This is a genomic window from Dietzia aerolata (genome assembly GCF_014144865.1).
In the GTDB taxonomy this organism is placed as follows: domain Bacteria; phylum Actinomycetota; class Actinomycetes; order Mycobacteriales; family Mycobacteriaceae; genus Dietzia; species Dietzia aerolata.
The window spans coordinates 79,448-98,211 of sequence record NZ_JAALDM010000222.1 but is presented as its reverse complement, the minus strand read 5'-3'; the positions used below and the strand labels follow the sequence as shown (position 1 = coordinate 98,211).

Annotated in this window: 15 protein-coding genes; 12 read left to right on the top strand and 3 right to left on the bottom strand. The window is 67.4% G+C overall.

Annotation, left to right across the window (positions count from 1 at the left end; all coding sequences use genetic code 11):
• Positions 1–50: 50 nt before the first annotated feature.
• Positions 51–974: a peptidylprolyl isomerase gene (locus G6016_RS13050; RefSeq protein ID WP_182633065.1), complete on the bottom strand. Its 924-nt coding sequence runs from the start codon at positions 972–974 to the stop codon at positions 51–53.
• Positions 975–1,182: 208 nt separating this feature from the next.
• Between G6016_RS13050 and G6016_RS13045 the strand changes: the two genes are divergently transcribed.
• Positions 1,183–1,848: an MBL fold metallo-hydrolase gene (locus G6016_RS13045; RefSeq protein ID WP_182633064.1), complete on the top strand. Its 666-nt coding sequence runs from the start codon at positions 1,183–1,185 to the stop codon at positions 1,846–1,848.
• Positions 1,849–1,894: 46 nt separating this feature from the next.
• Complete coding sequence (gene hisS / locus G6016_RS13040; RefSeq protein WP_182633063.1) at positions 1,895–3,175, top strand: histidine--tRNA ligase; 1,281 nt, start codon at positions 1,895–1,897, stop codon at positions 3,173–3,175.
• A 66-nt stretch (positions 3,176–3,241) separates the two neighbouring features.
• On the opposite strand, the gene ypfJ is transcribed toward hisS, so the two are convergent.
• A complete protein-coding gene (gene ypfJ, locus G6016_RS13035) occupies positions 3,242–4,159 on the bottom strand; it encodes a KPN_02809 family neutral zinc metallopeptidase (RefSeq protein WP_182633062.1) in 918 nt (305 codons plus the stop codon).
• Between the two features lie 272 nt (positions 4,160–4,431).
• On the opposite strand from ypfJ, the gene aspS reads away from it, so the two are divergent.
• Entirely contained in the window at positions 4,432–6,270 is a 1,839-nt protein-coding gene (gene aspS / locus G6016_RS13030) for an aspartate--tRNA ligase (protein WP_182633061.1), read from the top strand.
• Between the two features lie 93 nt (positions 6,271–6,363).
• Here aspS and G6016_RS13025 read toward each other — a convergent pair whose 3' ends face one another.
• Positions 6,364–7,674 carry an alkaline phosphatase family protein gene (locus tag G6016_RS13025; protein ID WP_182633060.1) on the bottom strand — a complete coding sequence of 437 codons (1,311 nt, stop codon included), beginning with the start codon at positions 7,672–7,674 and terminating at the stop codon, positions 6,364–6,366.
• Positions 7,675–7,898: 224 nt separating this feature from the next.
• Between G6016_RS13025 and G6016_RS13020 the strand changes: the two genes are divergently transcribed.
• The 9 genes from G6016_RS13020 (at position 7,899) to G6016_RS17710 (ending at position 18,735) form a co-directional block, all read left to right on the top strand.
• Entirely contained in the window at positions 7,899–9,236 is a 1,338-nt protein-coding gene (locus G6016_RS13020) for a replication-associated recombination protein A (protein ID WP_338403609.1), read from the top strand.
• 139 nt (positions 9,237–9,375) lie between these two features.
• Positions 9,376–12,048, top strand: a complete 2,673-nt coding sequence (gene alaS / locus G6016_RS13015; protein WP_182633059.1) for an alanine--tRNA ligase — start codon at positions 9,376–9,378, stop codon at positions 12,046–12,048.
• Positions 12,045–12,509 (top strand): Holliday junction resolvase RuvX, encoded by a 465-nt coding sequence (ruvX, locus tag G6016_RS13010; protein WP_182633058.1) that lies wholly within the window; start codon positions 12,045–12,047, stop codon positions 12,507–12,509. Before alaS ends, ruvX begins: the two co-directional genes overlap by 4 nt.
• A gap of 92 nt (positions 12,510–12,601) precedes the next feature.
• Positions 12,602–13,774, top strand: a complete 1,173-nt coding sequence (gene mltG / locus G6016_RS13005; RefSeq protein ID WP_182633057.1) for an endolytic transglycosylase MltG — start codon at positions 12,602–12,604, stop codon at positions 13,772–13,774.
• Positions 13,764–14,615 carry a shikimate dehydrogenase gene (locus G6016_RS13000; RefSeq protein WP_182633056.1) on the top strand — a complete coding sequence of 284 codons (852 nt, stop codon included), beginning with the start codon at positions 13,764–13,766 and terminating at the stop codon, positions 14,613–14,615. The genes mltG and G6016_RS13000 overlap by 11 nt, the downstream gene beginning before the upstream one ends.
• A 58-nt stretch (positions 14,616–14,673) precedes the next feature.
• Complete coding sequence (gene aroC / locus G6016_RS12995; protein WP_338403608.1) at positions 14,674–15,876, top strand: chorismate synthase; 1,203 nt, start codon at positions 14,674–14,676, stop codon at positions 15,874–15,876.
• Positions 15,873–16,424 (top strand): shikimate kinase, encoded by a 552-nt coding sequence (locus G6016_RS12990; RefSeq protein ID WP_182633054.1) that lies wholly within the window; start codon positions 15,873–15,875, stop codon positions 16,422–16,424. Before aroC ends, G6016_RS12990 begins: the two co-directional genes overlap by 4 nt.
• An 83-nt stretch (positions 16,425–16,507) precedes the next feature.
• On the top strand, positions 16,508–17,635 hold the full coding sequence (gene aroB, locus G6016_RS12985; RefSeq protein ID WP_182633053.1) for a 3-dehydroquinate synthase: 1,128 nt from the start codon (positions 16,508–16,510) through the stop codon (positions 17,633–17,635).
• Positions 17,632–18,735, top strand: coding sequence for a M24 family metallopeptidase (locus G6016_RS17710; RefSeq protein WP_182633052.1), 1,104 nt, complete (start codon positions 17,632–17,634; stop codon positions 18,733–18,735). Before aroB ends, G6016_RS17710 begins: the two co-directional genes overlap by 4 nt.
• Positions 18,736–18,764 lie beyond the last annotated feature (29 nt).

Below are 18,764 nucleotides of genomic sequence, written 5' to 3'. Positions count from 1 at the left end.
ACGGCCCCCGCCCTGCAGGGCGGGGGCCGTTCTCGGATCGGGCTCTGGGGTTACTTCTCCGGCAGGCCCTCCTGGGCGCTGACGGTGACCTTCTCGATCTCCACGGGGTTCTTCGGCTGCTGGAAATCAGGGTCGGACTGGTCGTTGCTCTTGACGCCGGCGTCGGTGATCTTGTCCAAGACCTTGAGACCGGCCTCACTGATCGTGCCCATCACCGTGTAATCGGGCGGAAGCATCGAGTCCTCGTAGACGAGGAAGAACTGGCTCCCGGCACTGTTCGGGTTCTGGGACTTGGCCATGGCGACGGTACCGCGCGGGTACACCGACATGCCCGATCCGTCCTCGGCAACCGCCAGGTCGGTGGGGGGCTCATCGATAATCGAGTAGCCCGGGCCGGACAAGCCCGTGCCGGTGGGGTCGCCACACTGCAGAACGGACAGCTGTGCGCCGTCCTCGGCAACCGTCAGTCGGTGGCATTCGGTGTCGTCGAAGTAGCCCTGCTCGGCGAGGTTGACGAAGCTGGCGACATTGCAGGGCGCGCCCTCGCGATCAAGGGAGAGCGGGATATCGCCACTGTTGGTGGTGATGTCGACCTGCGCGGTGCCTCGGCGTGGCTGATCTCCGGTCGGGGCCTCGCCGTCGCGCTTGGAGTCCGCGATCTCTTCGACCTGCTTGTTGAAACGCTCGATCTCGGCGAGCACTTCGGGACCCTCTTGCTCGTACTGCGCGGGGTCGACCTTCTCCGGGGTGGCGGTGTCCTCGGGGTATTCACAGGTGAGCCAGTTGGCGGCGTACTCCTCGGCGCGCGCCTCTTCGGCCTTGTTCCAGACCACGACACCGATGATGCCGGCGAGAACCACCACGACCACGGCGGCAGCAGCGATCTTGAGCTGCTTCTCGCGGCGCGCCTGGGCTTCCATCTGTTCGCGGAGGCGCTGACGAGCCTCCGCTCGGCGTTCCTGGTTGGTGGACACAGACCCTCCTGGGTACCTGGACTAGGCTGGAACAGTGGGCCGGATCGTCATTGGTAGGTTCCCAGTGGGTCCCGAGACGCTCCAGCCCAGGGTCCTTGTCTACCAGGTCGGGCCGAGTTGGCCGAACACCACTCCGGTGTGACGGGCCCTTGGGTCGACGCGCCGCGTCAAACGTCGTGGGTTTTGGAAAAGAACAGGAGTACGTGACGTGCAGATCGTCGGTTTTCCCGCCGGAATGTTCCAGACCAACTGCTACATCGTTTCTGACGAGTCCGGGGACTGTGTGATCGTCGACCCGGGCCAGGACGCTGAAGCCCAGGTCCGGCGCCAGGTGTCCGAGGCCGGTCTGCGGCCACGAGCGGTGCTGCTGACCCACGGGCATCTCGATCACATCTGGAACGCCCAGCAGGTCGCCGATCACTACGGCGTGGCCGCGTACATCCACCCGGAGGACCGACAGATGCTGGCCGATCCCGCGAAAGGACTGTCGCTGGACCTGTCGGCCATGCTCAAGGGCGCGGAGTTCAGCGAACCGGTCGAGGTGATCGAGGTCTTCGACGGTGACACGCTCACCTTCGGCTCGATGGTGTTCGACGTTGACCACGTGCCCGGTCACAGCCCCGGCTCGGTGTCCTTCCGCATCATGGTGGAGACCGAGCAGGGACCACGGATGGTGGTCCTGGGCGGCGATGTGCTCTTCCAGGACGGCGTCGGTCGTACCGACCTGCCCGCGGGGGACACGGAGGTACTCATGCAATCCATCGCCAAGAAGTTCCTGGTGCTCGAGGACGACGCGGTGGTCCTGCCCGGACACGGACCGTCCACGACGATCGGCCGGGAACGGCGATCCAACCCGTTCCTGCGCGACCTGTAGCCACCAGATCCATCCGTACCCCGAGAGAACCGAGGAAAGCCGACCCGTGACCGGTAGACAGAAGAAGACCGTCATCAAGGCGCCCAAGGGCGTGCCCGACTACGCGCCCCCGGCCTCGGCCGCGTTCGTCGCGGTGCGGGACGCCATCACGCATTCCGCTCGGCGGGCGGGCTACGGACATATCGAATTGCCGATCTTCGAGGAGACCACCCTGTTCGCACGGGGAGTGGGGGAGTCGACGGACGTCGTCTCGAAGGAGATGTACACGTTCGAGGACCGGGGCGGCAGGAGCGTGACCCTGCGCCCTGAGGGCACGGCCGGTGTGATGCGCGCGGTGATCGAGCACGGGCTCGATCGCGGCCAACTCCCGGTCAAGCTCTGCTACGCGGGCCCGTTCTTCCGCTACGAGCGCCCCCAGGCCGGACGGTACCGGCAGCTGCAGCAGGTGGGGATCGAGGCCATCGGCGTGGACGATCCGGCGCTGGATGCCGAGGTGATCGCGGTGGCCGACGAGGCGTTCCGGTCGCTGGGCATGTCCGGGTTCCGGCTCGAGCTGACCTCGCTGGGCGATGAGACCTGCCGGCCGCAGTACCGGGAGCGCCTGCAGGAATTCCTCGCCGGTCTGGACCTGGACGAGGCCACGCGCGCGCGGGCCAGGATCAACCCGCTGCGGGTGCTGGACGACAAACGCCCCGAGGTGCGTGCCCAGCTCGAGGACGCGCCGCTCATGATCGACCACCTGTCGGAGGCCAGCGCGGAGCACTTCGCCGCGGTGCGCGCGCACCTCGATGCGCTCGGCGTTCCGTACGTCGTCAACCCCCGGATGGTCCGCGGCCTGGACTACTACACCAAGACCACCTTCGAGTTCGTCCACGACGGCCTGGGCGCGCAGTCCGGGATCGGCGGCGGCGGCCGCTACGACGGGCTGATGGCCCAGCTCGGCGGCCAGGACCTGTCCGGAATCGGGTTCGGGATCGGCGTGGACCGCACCATGCTGGCATTGCAGGCCGAGGGGATCGATCCGTCCGCGACGGGCCGGGTCGACGTGTACGGCGTCGCCCTCGGCGCCCGGGCAAAGGCCGCGATGGTCCCCGTCCTCGCGCAGTTCCGCCGGGCGGGCCTCCGTGCCGACATGGCCTACGGGGACCGGGGGATGAAGGGTGCCTTCAAGGCCGCCGACAGGTCCGGTGCCGCGGTGACGATCGTCGTGGGCGAGGACGAACTCGAGGCGGGGACCGCCGTGATCAAGACCATGGCGACGGGGGAGCAGCACGCGGTTCCGCTGGACTCGGTCGTCGACCACGTCCGTGGGCTGCTCGACGGCTGAGTCGGTACCCGCCCGCGAGACGGATTAGTCAGCGAGGGGCAGTCGCGACGGGTCAGTTGCGACGAGTCAGAGCTGCGCGGCGAACGTGTCGCAGGCGGCCACGGAGCCCTGCTCGTAGCCTATGAGGAACCACTGCCGACGCATCTCGGAGGAGCCGTGCGTCCACGAGCTGGGGTCGACGCGGGCGCCGCCGGCCTTCTGGATGTGGTCGTCACCGATCGCCTCGGCGGTCTGGATGATCGCGTCCACGTCCTGCTCGGTCAGGCTCTCCAGCAGCGGCGCCTGGCCGCCGGGCGCCGGCGTGGTGGTGGCGTAATGCGCCCACAGTCCGGCGTAGCAGTCGGCCTGCAGCTCGACGCGGACGGCGCCGGAGGAGGGGCCGCGCGGGTCCTGCTGGGAGCGCCGGATGTCGCCGAGCATGGTCTGGAGGTGGTGGCCGAACTCGTGCGCCACGACGTACATCTGGGCCGCGCCGTCGGGGGATCCGCCGAGTCGACCGACCAGGACGTCGTCGAAGAACGCAGGGTCAATGTAGACCTCCTGGTCCGCCGGGCAGTAGAACGGCCCGATGTCGGAGGAGCCGGCCCCGCAGCCGGTACTGATCTGCCCGGTGAAGATGTTGGTGTGGGGCTGCACCCAGTCCATGCCCACCTGGGAGGGTAACTCGGCGGTCCAGACGTCCTCGAGGCTCTCGGTGGTGGCGACGATCCGGCAGATGGTGTCGGAATTGGCCTGGGCGAGGTCGCACTGGTCGATGTGGGTCTGGAACTGCTCCGCCGTGTCGGAGTACCCGCCCTGGCCCCCCGCGCCGCCGTCGGTCAGGCCGAGCTGGCCGGGGTCCACGCCGAGGAAAAGTGCGATGACGACGACGACGAGGCCACCGACACCGCCGCCCACGGCTACCCCTCGACGTCCTCCGCGGCCTCCCCGGCCGCCGCCGGAGACGCCACTGGTGTCGAGTTGGCCGCTCTGCCTGAACGTCATGTCCCCTGCCCCTCCCGTGTGCGGGTCGCCCGGTATCCGGGTGAACGCTGGGCCCGCACTGTCAGGGCTACAGTATTGCGCGGTACACCCACCGTGTGGCCGACACAGGCCGATCCGGCGGGTGGACGTAGACTGGCCGGGGTCTGGGCTGGTGGTGAACGGTCGTTGTCGTCGTCGTCGATTTATTTTCACCACCACCAACACACCTCGCCCGACCTACCGACATCACGTCCCTACACACATCACTTCCCCCCGACGAGAGGACCACCGCAGTGCTGCGCACCCATTCCGCCGGCCAGCTCCGAGCCGCCGATGCAGGGGCCACCATCACCCTGGCCGGGTGGGTGGCGCGCCGCCGGGACCACGGCGGGGTCATCTTCGTCGACCTCCGCGATTCCACCGGCGTCTGTCAGGTGGTCTTCCGCAACGAGGACGTGGCCGAGCGCGCCCACCGTCTCCGCAACGAGTTCTGCGTGGCCGTCACCGGCGTGGTCGACCGGCGCCCCGAGGGGTCGGAGAACCCCAACCTCGACTCCGGTGAGATCGAGATCGACGTGACCTCATTCGAGGTCCTCGGCGAGGCCGCCGCGCTGCCGTTCCAGCTCGACGACGAGGTGGGCGAGGAGGCGCGCCTGCGCCACCGCTACCTCGACCTGCGACGCGAGGCCCCCGGCGCCGCCCTGCGCCTGCGCTCCAAGGTCAACGCCGCCGCGCGTGGCGTCATGGCCCGCCACGACTTCGTGGAGATCGAGACGCCCACGCTCACCCGCTCCACGCCCGAGGGCGCGCGAGATTTCCTCGTCCCCGCGCGCCTGCAGCCGGGCACCTTCTACGCCCTTCCGCAGTCGCCGCAGCTGTTCAAGCAGCTGCTCATGGTGGCCGGGATGGAGAAGTACTACCAGCTCGCCCGGTGCTACCGCGACGAGGACTTCCGGGCCGACCGGCAGCCGGAGTTCACCCAGCTCGACGTGGAGATGAGCTTCGTCGACCAGGACGACGTGATCTCACTGGCCGAGGAGATCCTCACCGACGTGTGGGCCGCCGCCGGATTCGAGATCTCCACGCCGATCCCGCGGATGACCTACGAGGAGGCGATGCGTCGCTACGGCTCCGACAAGCCGGACCTGCGGTTCGACATCGAGCTCGTCGAGTGCACCGAGTTCTTCGCGGACACCCCGTTCCGGGTCTTCAAGGCCCCGTATGTCGGCGCCGTGGTGATGAAGCGCGGCGCGTCGCAGCCGCGCCGTCAGCTCGACGCGTGGCAGGAGTGGGCCAAGCAGCGCGGCGCCAAGGGGCTCGCGTACATCCTCGTCGGTGAGGACGGCGAGCTCGGCGGCCCCGTGGCCAAGAACCTCTCGGACGCCGAGCGCGAGGGCATCGCCGCCCACGTCGGCGCCGAGCCGGGCGACTGCATCTTCTTCGGTGCCGGCGCGGTCAAGACCACTCGCGCGCTGCTGGGCGCCGCCCGTGGTGAGATCGCCGAGAAGCTCGGTCTGGTCGATCCCACCAAGTGGGCGTTCACCTGGGTCGTCGACGCCCCGATGTTCGAGCCCGCCGATGACGCGACCGCGGCCGGCGACGTGGCCGTCGGTTCCGGTGCCTGGACCGCCGTGCACCACGCGTTCACCTCGCCCAAGCCCGAGCACCTCGACACCTTCGACAGCGACCCGGGCTCGGCCCTGGCATACGCGTACGACATCGTGTGCAACGGCAACGAGATCGGCGGCGGCTCGATCCGTATCCACCGCAAGGACATCCAGGAGCGCGTGTTCGGCGTCATGGGCATCACGCAGGAGGAGGCACAGGAGAAGTTCGGCTTCCTGCTCGACGCCTTCTCCTACGGCGCCCCGCCGCACGGCGGCATCGCCTTCGGCTGGGACCGGATCTGCGCACTGCTCGCGGGCACCGAGTCGATCCGCGACGTCATCGCGTTCCCCAAGTCCGGTGGCGGCGTGGACCCGCTGACGGATGCGCCCGCCGCGATCACGGCCCAGCAGCGCAAGGAGTCGGGAATCGACGCCAAGCCGGCGCCGCGGGGCCCGCAGACCAAGGCGGATGCTGCGGCCGGGGCCGAGTCGGCTGCCGAGGCCGCAGACTCGGCGAAGGCCTGACCAACCGGGAAAAGCCGAGCCGCCCGTCACCCGATCACCGGGTGGCGGGCGGCTCGTCGTCGTCCCCCTTTTTCTAAGGGCGGCGACCCGCGACTACAGGTGGAACGCTTCGACGGCGGGGGAGCCGTCCATGTCGTCGTGAGTCAGGCCGAAGAGATGGGCGACGGTGGGCGCCACGTCACGAGTGGTCACCGGCCGGTCGATCACCTGTCCGTGCCGCACGATCCGGTGGCCACCGGAAATGAAGAACGGGATCGGCAGGGTCACCTCATGCCCGTGGTTGCCCGGGATCGGGTTGGAGACCGGCGTGGGGTCGGAGAAGCGCCACCCCTGGTGCGCCGTCGCGACCAGGTCGCCGGCGCGGTCGCCGAGGCGCAACTCCTCCGGGGTGTAGAGGCTGCGGACGCCCGGCAGTGCGGCGACGACCTCACGAAGGCGGGCGAGTGCGGCGTCCCGCTCGGCCGGGTTCCCGATGAACGTGAACGTGTCGGCGCCACCGTTCTGGGCGATCCCGAACCGGCCACGCAGGGCCGGATCGGCGTCGAGTGCACCCTGGGCGCTGATGAGGTTCTCCGGCACCGACCAGTCCATGGAGTGGTCGGCGAGAACGATGATCACGGAGCGCTCCCAGCGACCGGTGGCCCGGAGGAACTGCTCGAACTGGAACAGCTTGTGGTCGGAGTTCCACACCGCCTGGTTACGGGCGGCACGCAGGGAGTAGCCGGTCAGATCCATGTGGCCGAACCGGTCCATGTCCCCGAGATTGACGAACGTGAACCGCGGATTGTGATCGGTGACCGTCCGCTTGAGCGCCTCGACGGTGAACTCGTCGAGGGAGTGGTCTGTGATGGGGACCAGCGGGAACGGCGCCCACTGCACGGAGGCCTTGCCCCCGAAGATTCCGTGGAGGTAGTCCTTGCTCAGCACGCTCGCCGTGGTCAGCCCGGTCTCGACACGGACCCGCTCGAGAACCGTCGGGTACGTGATGTCGTCGGCCCTGTCCATCGTCCGGTCCTCGCCGGCGGCGTGATCCCAGATGCTGTTCGAGGGCACACCGTTGCGGTCGGGGAACACGCCCGTCATCATCGCGGTGTGGTTCGGCAGGGTCTCCGCGATCATGTGCGCCTGCGCCGAGGTGTATCGGGTCCCGTGGTCGGCCCAGCGGTTGAGCGTCGGGGCCTGAGCGGGATTGAGCTCACCGGGGTTCATGCCGTCGGTGACGATCACATAGACGTCGAGATCGTCGGCGACCGGCCGGGCGGGCTGGGCCCAGGCGGTGGCAGGGGTGCCGAGGACGGTCGCACCCACTGCGGCTAGCAACCCCGCGCCACCTGCGGCGAGAGCGGTGCGACGGGAGATGGTCGTCAGGTCGTGGGAGGAATCGTGGCCTTCGATCTGGCACATGTAAGCGGCTGCTGCTTTCGTTTCACGGGCGAGCAAGGGGTCACCGGTCCAATGCTCCAGTCAATCGCATAGGTTTAGTTAAGGGAAGCACATCCTCAGATAGTTGGACCAACGTTCACCTATCGACAACCTGCCGGTGACCTGTCGGGGGTGCGCGGTAGCCTGACGGCGTGACTGACGAGGCCGGACTGTTCGCGACCCCGGGATCGCCCGGCGTCGATGGCGTGGGTGCAGGTTCCGCCTCAGGGGCGGGCGCGGGCGTCGCCTCGACAGGGGGCCGGGAAGTCGATCCGTCGGCACCGTTGGCGGTGCGGATGCGCCCGCGCGACCTCGAGGAGGTCATCGGTCAGGATCACCTCTTGCGGGCCAATTCTCCCCTTCGGCGACTGGTCGAGGGGCGCGGCGGTTCGTCGGTGATTCTCTACGGTCCACCCGGTACCGGCAAGACGACGTTGGCGAATCTGGTCGCCAGTACGTCCGGCAGGCACTTCGTTGCACTGTCCGCCCTGAGCGCGGGGGTGAAGGACGTCCGGGCGGTGATCGATGACGCGCGGACGCGCCAGATCCATGGCCAGCGCACCGTCCTGTTCATCGACGAGGTGCACCGGTTCTCCAAGAGTCAGCAGGACGCACTGCTCGCGGCGGTCGAGAACGGAATCGTCCTGCTCGTTGCCGCGACAACGGAGAACCCGCACTTCTCCGTGATCGCACCGCTGCTCAGCAGGTCGTTGATCGCCGAGCTCCGGGGCCTGGACGCGCAGGGCGTGCAGTCCGTGGTTCGTCGCGCCGTGGAGGACGAGCGGGGACTAGCGGGTCAGGTCGAGATCACGGACGAGGCGGTCGCCGACATCGTCCGGCTCGCCGGCGGCGACGCCCGTCGGAGTCTGACCATCCTCGAGGCCGCGGCCGGTGCGGCCGCGGACGCGGTGGTGACGCCGGAGATCGTCGAGCTGAGTCTGGACGCCGCTCCCGTGCGGTACGACAGGGACGGGGATCAGCATTACGACGTCACGAGTGCGTTCATCAAGTCGATTCGTGGTTCGGATGTCGACGCCGCACTGCACTATCTCGCGCGCATGATCGTGGCGGGGGAGGATCCGCGGTTCATCGCCCGCAGGCTGATGATCCACGCCAGCGAGGACATCGGGATGGCCGACCCCACAGCGTTGCAGTCGGCCGCCGCCGCGGCGGAGATCGTGCAGAAGGTCGGCCTGCCCGAGTGCCGTCTGGCCCTGGCCCAGGCCACGATTCACCTGGCCACCGCCCCTAAGTCCAATGCCGTGATCGCGGCGATCGACGCCGCGATGGCCGATGTCCGCGCGGGTGGGGTGGGGGAGGTGCCCAAGCATCTTCGCGATGGTCACTACGCCGGAGCCAAGGGGCTGGGCAACGGGGTCGGCTACCGCTACGCCCACGACGCCCCGGCGGGTGTGGCCAGGCAGCAGTATCCGCCGGACGAACTCGTGGGCAGGGACTATTACCTACCGAGTGGCCACGGCAATGAGCGGGAATTGTCGGCCCGGGTCGGCAAACTCCGGTCCATCATTCGCGGATCGTCCTGACCGCGATCGTCGAAATCGCCCGGCCCTGACCTGCCTGTCGGGGTGGCATCGGGCCGGGCCACTCGGAGCGGTCGCGCGTCGGCGGTAGGCTGGTGAGCCGACCGACACCTCCTTTCCGTAGACCCAGTGAGGCTCACCAGTGCAGACCCATGAGATCCGGCGCCGTTTTCTCGACCATTTCGTCAAGGCCGGACACACCGAGGTCCCCAGTGCGTCACTGGTGCTCGACGATCCCAACCTGCTGTTCGTGAACGCGGGCATGGTGCCGTTCAAGCCCTATTTCCTCGGCCAGGAGACGCCCGAGTACGCCACCGCCACCTCCATCCAGAAGTGTGTGCGCACGTTGGATATCGAGGAGGTCGGTATCACGACGCGTCACAACACCTTCTTCCAGATGGCGGGCAACTTCTCCTTCGGTGACTACTTCAAAGAGGGCGCGATCCGCCACGCGTGGTCGCTGCTCACCTCGTCCGTGGACGAGGGTGGGTTCGGGATCGATCCGGCCCTGCTGTGGGTCACGGTGTATCTCGACGACGACGAGGCCTTCGGAATCTGGCGAGACGTGGTCGGTATCCCCGAGGAACGAATCCAGCGACGCGGGATGGCTGACAATTATTGGTCCATGGGCATCCCGGGCCCGTGCGGTCCGTGTTCGGAGATCTTCTATGACCGCGGTCCCGCATACGGGGTCGAGGGTGGCCCGGAGGCGGATGAGGATCGCTACATCGAGATCTGGAATCTCGTGTTCATGCAGAATGAGCGTGGCGAGGGCACCGGTAAGGATTCCTTCGAGATCCTGGGCCCGTTGCCCAAGCAGAACATCGACACCGGCATGGGCGTAGAGCGCGTCGCGTTCCTGCTTCAGGGCGTGGAGAACGTCTACGAGACCGACCTACTGCGTCCGGTGATCGACACGGCGGAGCGCCTGTCCGGCGCGAAGTACGGCGCAGACGCCGCCGCGGACGTCCGCTTCCGGGTCATCGCCGACCACGCGCGGACCGCGTACATGCTCATCTCCGATGGCGTGACCCCCGGTAACGAGGGCCGCGGCTACATTCTTCGCCGTCTGCTGCGTCGAATCGTGCGTTCCGTTCGGCTGCTCGGTGCGTCCCGGGAGACGATGGCCCAGTTCATGGCGACCGTCCGCGACGCGATCGGTCCCTCGTTCCCCGAGACCGTCGCGGGGTACGACCGGATCGAGCGGATCGCCGTGGCCGAGGAGGCGGCGTTCCTCAAGACCCTGGAGTCGGGAACCCAGCTGTTCGAGCGGGCCGCCGAGAGCGCGCGGGAGTCCGGTGCCGCCGTGCTCTCGGGAGGCCAGGCGTTCGCGCTCCACGACACCCACGGCTTCCCGATCGACCTCACCCTGGAGATGGCCGCCGAGGCCGGCCTGAAGGTGGACGAGGAGGGCTTCCGGTCCCTCATGGCCGAGCAGCGCGCCCGCGCCAAGGCGGATTCCCAGGCCAAGAAGCACGCCCACGCCGACCTGTCGGTGTACCGCGATTTCCTGGATGCGGGCGAGACCATCTTCACCGGGTTCACCGATCTCACCGACGAGGCGACCCTCCTGGGCATTGTCTCCGGCGGGGTCTCCGTTCCCGTGGCCAGCGAGGGCGACGAGGTCGAGTTCCTGCTCGACCGCACGCCGTTCTACGCCGAGTCCGGCGGCCAGATCGGCGACCGTGGTCTCATCTCCACCGCCGGGTTCCAGATGCGCGTCGACGATGTGCAGAAGATCGGGAAGAAGCTCTGGGTCCACAAGGGCGTCGTCACCGGTGGCCAGGCCGAGGCCGGTCAGCTGGTCACCGCGGCGGTCGATCGCGATTGGCGCAAGGGCGCCACCCAGGGGCACTCGGCGACCCACCTGGTCCACGCCGCCCTGCGACAGATACTCGGACCGGAGGCCGTCCAGGCGGGTTCACTGAACAAGCCCGGCTACATGCGCTTCGACTTCAATTGGACCGGCTCGATCCCGGGCGACGTTCTCGCGCAGGTCGAGGAGGTCACCAACACCGCCGTTGACGCCGACTATGAGGTCAACACGGTCGAGACCTCGCTCGACGAGGCCAAGCGCATGGGCGCCATGGCCCTGTTCGGTGAGAACTACGGGTCGCAGGTGCGGGTCGTGGAGATCGGTGGACCGTTCTCGATGGAACTCTGCGGCGGCACCCATGTCGCCAGTTCTGCGCAGATCGGGCCGGTCAGTTTGTTGGGCGAGTCGTCCGTCGGCTCCGGCATCCGTCGCGTCGAGGCGTATGTCGGAATGGATGCGTACCGCCATCAGGCCAAGGAGCGGGCGCTCGTCTCCGGCCTCGCCACCTCGCTCAAGGCTCCCGCGGAGGAACTCCCGGATCGGGTCGCCGCACTGACCGCCAAGCTGCGCGAGGCCGAGAAGTCACTGGAGGCATTGCGCGCCGCACAGCTCGCAGCGCAGGCGGCGGGTCTCGCGGCGGATGCCGAGGACCTCGACGGGGTGCGCTTCCTGGCACACAATGCGCCCGGCGGTGCGGCCGGCGATCTCCGCACCCTCGCCTCGGACCTCAAGGGTCGCCTCGGCTCCGAGCCCGGTGTCGTACTCCTGACCGCTCCCGGCGAGGCGAAGGTGCCGTTCGTCATCGCGGTCACGAAGGCCGCCCAGGAGCGCGGACTCAAGGCCGGGGACCTGGTCAAGGCCATCGCACCGGCCCTCGGGGCACGCGGCGGCGGGAAGCCGGACATGGCCCAGGGCGCCGGCTCCGAGCCTGCCGGGATCGACGCTGCGGTGTCTGCACTGCGCGACGCGGTGCGTGAGACCTCACGGGCGGCCGGGTGAGCGGCGAGCCGGCCGGCTGGACGCGTGGGAGACGCCTGGGTCTCGACGTCGGTACCGCCCGTATCGGGGTGGCCACCTGCGACCCCGACGGCATCCTCGCGACACCTGTAGAGACGATCAAGGTCGTCGACGGTGATCCCAACTGGGCCGCCGAGATCCGTCGGCTGACGGAGCTGGTCGAGGAGTACGACGCGGTGGGGATCATCGTCGGACTGCCCACCTCCCTGAAGGGCCGGGAGACCGCGTCCACCGCGATGGCAAGATCATTCGTGACCGCGCTGGCTGCGACGTCGTCAGAGGTGCCCGTCGAGTTCGTAGACGAGCGACTGACCACGGTGACGGCAGGCGCTGCGCTCCACGGGGCGGGCAGAAACACCCGTAAACAACGCGATGTTATCGACCAGGCGGCAGCCGTCGTCCTCCTTCAAGCATGGATCGAGTCGCGGCGCGCCCGAGGGTGATCTGCGTTTCGATAGTCACGAATGGATAAACTCACGCCGAGCACGACGCTGTCCGAGGAGACAGTGACCTGTATTCCGGACCGAGGAGCACGATGTCTGCGGCACGAGGACGACCACGTACGGGAGGGACCACCCGGTTCCTTCTCTTTGCGGCCGTGATCGGGGTGGTCGTGGCCTTCGGCTTCATGGCATTCCGCAACGTGAACAACCAGGTCGGCGCCGCACCGGATTTCGAGGGCCCCGGCTCCGGCAATGCGCTGCTCCATGTCGAGGCCGGGGATTCGCTCGGCATCGTCGGTGATCGTCTATACGACATCGGGACGATCGCCAGCACCCGGGCGTTCACCAGCGCCGCGGCCGGGACCTCGGTCGAGGGCATCCAGCCCGGTTACTACCAGGTTCAGCAGGAGATGAGTGCGGCGGCCGCGGTCGAAGCATTGTCCGACCCCCAGAACCGGGTGGGTTTCATCGACGTCAAGCCGGGCGCCCGCCTGTTGGACACGGTCGTGGTCGGGGGCGATCCCGAGAAGGGGATCTACACCCTCATCGCCGAGGCCACCTGCACCCGCGACCTCGATGCGCCGGACAATGATCCGACGTGTCGCCATCCGAACGAGATCGTCGATGCGGCCGTGCAGGTCGACCCCGCGGCGCTCGGTGTTCCGGAGTGGGCGATCAACGAGGTCCAGGCGGCACCGGATCCGGTGCGTCGTCTCGAGGGACTCATCTCGCCCGGTGTCCACAACATTGATCCTTCAGCCGAGCCCGTGGAGATCCTCCGTCAACTCATCGTCTCCTCCACGGCGTCGTATGACTCCACCGGACTCGTTCCGGCCTCCGAACAGATCGGCCTGACCCCGTACCAGGTGGTCACCGCGGCATCACTCGTGGAGAAAGAGGGCACCCTCGAGGACTTCGACAAGGTCGCTCGGGTGATCCTCAACAGGTTGGACGCGCCGATGCAGCTGCAGTTCGACTCGACCGTCAACTACGCCCTCGCCGATCAGGAGATCGCCACCACCGACGCTGATCGTGGTGCCCGCACGCCGTGGAACACCTACGCGATGGACGGACTTCCCTACGGTCCAATCGGATCGCCGGGGCTGGACGCCCTACGTGCGATGGAGAACCCCGCCGAGGGGCCGTGGTTGTACTTCGTGACGGTGGACATGAACGGCACCACCGTGTTCACCGACAATTACCCGGAGCACGAACAGAATCAGAGTCTGGCGATCGCGAACGGCGTCCTGGCTAGTGGTCGCTGACGCTCGAGGGGCCACACCGGCGGGGCCTCGATCAGCTGCGGTTCTGGGGTCACCGGTCAGCCATTCGCTCTCTCCGGTGCTGCACGGTGCCGCGTATCGCGCCTTGGGCCTCGAGGGCTGGACTTACGAGCGAATCGAGTGCGATGCCGAGATGCTGCCGGCCACCGTCGAGGGGTCGCCGGCACATCGGATCGGATATTCGGTGACCATGCCGGGCAAGTTCGCGGCGTTGCAGTTCGCCTCCACGGTCAGTGAGCGGGCCCGAATCGTCGGCAGCGCCAACACACTCGTGCGTCACCCCGACGGCTGGTTCGCCGACTGCACCGATGTCGACGGGGTCACCGGCGCGCTGTCAGCATTCGATGACCTGTCGGCTTCACCGTCCGCGGTCATTCTCGGCGTCGGCGGGACAGCCCGTCCGGTACTCGCGGGATTGGCTGAGAAGGGAGCGACCCGGGTCGTACTGGCCTCACGGCGCGACAATGCCGGCCCGGCTGCCGAATGTGGCCGCGAACTCGGGCTCGACGTGGCCACGATGCTGCTGACCGACCTCGCGTTACCCGGCGAGATCGCTGATGCTGAGGTTCTGATCAACACCGTGCCGGAACCAGGGATCACAGAGATAGTCGACCTGGTCTCACATGCCCGACGGCTGTTCGATGTGCTGTACGACCCCTGGCCGACCTCCGCTGGTGCCGTCGCCATGGCGGCGGGCATCCCGGTCGTCGGTGGAGACGTCATGTTGCTCAACCAAGCGTTCGGGCAGGTGGAACTGTTCACCGGGATGCCAGCTCCGCGCGCGGAGATGGCGGACGCCTTATCGGCCGCACTCGGACGCTGAGGGAGCTCCGACGGGCCTGATGTGCCTGGGCACGTGTCGTCATGGGATGATCGGCGATGTGCTGAAGTGGACCACCGCCGGAGAATCCCATGGCCAGGCCCTCGTGGCGATCATCGAGGGCGTCATCGCTGACGTCGAGGTGACGAGCGAGGACATTGCGTCACAACTCGCTCGTCGTCGTCTCGGGTATGGGCGTGGCGCACGGATGAAGTTCGAGGCCGACGCCGTACGCGTCCTGGGCGGCGTCCGTCATGGTCGAACGATGGGCTCGCCGATCGCCATCGAGGTCGGTAACACGGAATGGCCGAAGTGGGAGCAGATCATGTCTGCCGACCCGGTCGACCCGGAGTCGATCGATGACAAGGCGCGGGCCGCGCTCCTGACCCGTCCACGACCCGGCCATGCCGACTTCTCGGGAATGCTCAAGTACGACTTCGACGACGCCCGCATGGTTCTCGAACGTGCCAGCGCGAGGGAGACCGCGGCCCGGGTCGCAGCGGGAACGGTGGCCCGCGCGGTGCTTCGTGACGTGTTGGGAGTCGAGGTGCTCTCACATGTCATCTCCATCGGTGCGTCGGACCCGTACGTCGGTCCGGAACCCACGTTCTCGGATCTCGAGGCGATCGATGCCAGTCCGGTCCGCGCGTTTGACGCCGCTGCCGGCGAGTCGATGATCGCGGAGATCGAGGCGGCCAAGAAGGCCGGCGACACGCTCGGTGGTGTGGTGGAGGTCGTGATCCACGGTCTGCCGATCGGTCTGGGATCGCACGTGTCGGGTGAGGATCGGCTGGACGCCCAGCTCGCAGGTGCATTGATGGGCATCCAGGCGATCAAGGGTGTGGAGATCGGTGACGGTTTCGAGACCGCACGACGCCGCGGCAGTGTCGCCCACGACGAGATGGACAGGACTGACGACGGCATCGAACGGCGCAGCAATCGCGCCGGCGGGCTCGAGGGCGGCATGACCAACGGGCAGGTCCTGCGGGTCAGGGCGGCGATGAAGCCCATCTCAACCGTCCCACGCGCGCTTCGCACCGTCGATATGTCTGATGGGTCCGCGGCAACCGCGATCCATCAACGCTCGGACGTGTGCGCCGTGCCGGCCGCAGGTGTGGTGGCCGAATCAATGGTGGCCCTCGTCGTCGCCCGCGCGGTTCTGCAGAAGTTCGGTGGGGATTCACTGGGGGAGACCCGCCGGAACGTCGACGGGTACCGGGCTGCGGTTGCCGAGCGACTGAACTGGTCGACGGATCCGGCATGACCGGCCCGGCACGACCGGTCGCGGTACTCGTAGGACCGCCCGGTGCCGGCAAGACCACCATCGGGAGGAAGCTTGCAAGGCGCATGGAAGTGCCGTTTCTCGATGCGGACCACCTGATCGAGGAATCAGAAGGCCGATCGATACCCGATATTTTCGCCAGCGACGGCGAACCCGGGTTCCGGCGCATCGAGGAGCAGGTCATCGGCGAGACTCTCGAATCGTTCAACGGGGTGCTCTCGCTCGGAGGGGGTGCGGTGCTGTCACCCCTCACCCGTGAACGACTCCGAGACCTCCGCGTCGTTCACCTCACGATCGGGGTGGCCGAAGGGGTTCGTCGTTCACGCGGGCCCGGCCGGCCACTTCTCGCCGGCGGAGACGCGACCGCCAAGTACCAGGCGTTGCTCACCGAACGGTCACCGCTCTACCGGGAGGTGGCGTGGACCACTGTGACCACGGAGCGACGGAGTTCCGGCAAGGTGGTGTCGGACATCGTCGACCGTCTCGAGTCCGGCGATCCGCACCGACGCCGCGGTGGCGGGCGGCGGTAGACGCACGTGAGGCGACGTCAGACCCATTACGCCGCATTTTGTGGCAGAGAACATTCGGCAGCAACGACGAGCGGGAGCACCAGATGAGCACTGAACCGAACACGAATGAACCCGTTGTCGTGGAGGTTCGTTCCGAGGCCCCGTATCCCGTCATAATCGGCCGGGGGCTCCTGCCTGAGATCATCGAGGCATGTGCGTCGTCACGAACCGTGGCGATCTTCTACCAGCCCCCACTGGCACAGACTGCGGAGGCGGTACGCGAACAACTCGAGGCAGCAGGGATCAATGCTCACCGGATCGAGATCCCGGATGCCGAGGCAGGTAAAGACCTCGCAGTTGCAGGCTTCTGCTGGGACGTTCTCGGCAAGATCGGTGTGAATCGTAAGGACACGATCGTCAGCCTCGGCGGCGGTGCCGCAACAGACCTCGCAGGCTTTGTCGCGGCTACGTGGATGCGTGGGGTCCGGGTCATCCACATCCCCACCACGCTGCTCGCGATGGTGGACGCGGCGGTCGGCGGAAAGACCGGAATCAACACCGACGCCGGTAAGAATCTCGTGGGCAGCTTCCATGAGCCCGCAGCAGTTTTCATCGACACCGCGACTCTGGAGACCGTTCCCCGAAACGAACTGATTTCTGGAATGGCCGAGGTCGTCAAATGCGGTTTCATCGCGGATCCGGAGATCCTCGATCTCATCGAAGGCGATCCGGAGGCCGCTCTCGACCCGAGCGGGGACCTGATCGTCGAACTCATTCGCCGCAGTGTGCAGGTCAAGGCCGACGTCGTAGGTCAGGATCTGAAGGAATCAGGCCTCCGAGAGATTCTCAATTATGGTCACACTCTCGGCCACGCCGTCGAACGCCGTGAGCAGTACCGCTGGCGGCATGGCGCCGCGATCAGCGTCGGGATGTGCTTTGTGGCCGAGTTGGCCCGGTTCGCTGGTCGTCTGGACGATGCCACCGCCGACCGCCACGCCGCGATCCTGTCCTCGATCGGGCTTCCCACCGACTACGACGAGGATGCGTTCCCGCGCCTACTCGAGCTGATGGCTGGCGACAAGAAGAATCACTCCGGTTTCCTCCGGCTCGTCGTGCTCGACGGTCTCGGCAAGCCAGCCCGGATGGAGGCGCCGGATCAGATGCTGATGACCGCCGCGTACGCCGCGATCTCCGAGGGGCGAAAGCCCAGCGGGGGAGGGATTCTGCTGTGACCGGTCGGTTCGCACGACGTCGTCAAGAGGTCGGCGTCGCCACGCAGGACAAGGGGGCGACCGCGTTACTCGTCACCGATCCTCGCAACATCGCGTATCTGACAGGGTTTCGCGGATCAGGCGGCGCAGTGTTGGTCGAGTCCGACGGCGAGGCTGTCCTCTGCACGGATTCCCGATACGAACTCCAGGTCGTCGAGCAGGCGCCGGATGTGGGCCACGTGATCTCCCGGGAGTACGTAGCCGGAGTTCTGGGACGTCGGCGCGGACCCGCGGACGCGCCGCTGGCGATTGAAGCGGATGACCTGACCCTGACCGCCGTGGCCGGACTGCGTCGTGCACTTGCTGGTGTCGGTGGGGACGACGCTCAGATTATTGAGACCAGCGGGCTGGTCGAACAGGTTCGGCGAACCAAGGACGACGACGAGCTCGCTGTGATCGAACGCGCATGTGGCGTCGCCGACCGCGCGTGGACTCACCTGCTCACGTCCGGGCTGATCGCAGTTGGCCGGAGTGAACGTGAGGTCGCAGCGGATCTGGAGCACGCGATGCGCCGTGCCGGATCCGACGGCGTCGCATTCGACACGATCGTAGCGAGCGGACCCAACGGTGCACTCCCGCACCATGTACCCGGGGAGCGGGTCTTGTCCGACGGTGACCTGGTGGTGATCGATTTCGGAGCGATGGTCGACGGTTACGCTTCGGACTGCACGCGCACCGTTGCGCTCGGGCAAGCGCCGGGCCGGCTCATCGAGGCCTACGACGTCGTCCTGCGTGCACAACTCGCCGGTGTCGAGGCGGTCCGTCCCGGTATCGCCTGCTCTGATCTCGATGCTGTGAGCCGGGGGATCATCGATTCGGCTGGATTCGGCGAATTCTTCGGTCACTCGCTCGGGCACGGTGTGGGGTTGGACGTACATGAAGCACCCGCGGTCTCGACGAGGTCCACGAGTACACTGTCGTCCGGCGATGTGATCACCGTCGAGCCCGGGATCTACCTACCGGACCTCGGCGGGATCCGAATCGAGGACACTGTCGCCGTCATCGACGGTGATGGCGGCACGTCCCTGACGACAACCTCCAAGGCCTTCAGCGTGCTCTGAAGGCCGGATCCACGACTATTCGCGCGGTG

Excerpts from the sequence above, each read along its gene's own strand:
- ypfJ (WP_182633062.1), bottom strand. The coding sequence starts at position 4,159 with ATGACGTTCAGGCAGAGCGGCCAACTCGACACCAGTGGCGTCTCCGGC.
- aroB (WP_182633053.1), top strand. The coding sequence starts at position 16,508 with ATGAGCACTGAACCGAACACGAATGAACCCGTTGTCGTGGAGGTTCGT.
- mltG (WP_182633057.1), top strand. The coding sequence starts at position 12,602 with ATGTCTGCGGCACGAGGACGACCACGTACGGGAGGGACCACCCGGTTC.
- G6016_RS13025 (WP_182633060.1), bottom strand. The coding sequence starts at position 7,674 with ATGTGCCAGATCGAAGGCCACGATTCCTCCCACGACCTGACGACCATC.
- G6016_RS12990 (WP_182633054.1), top strand. The coding sequence starts at position 15,873 with ATGACCGGCCCGGCACGACCGGTCGCGGTACTCGTAGGACCGCCCGGT.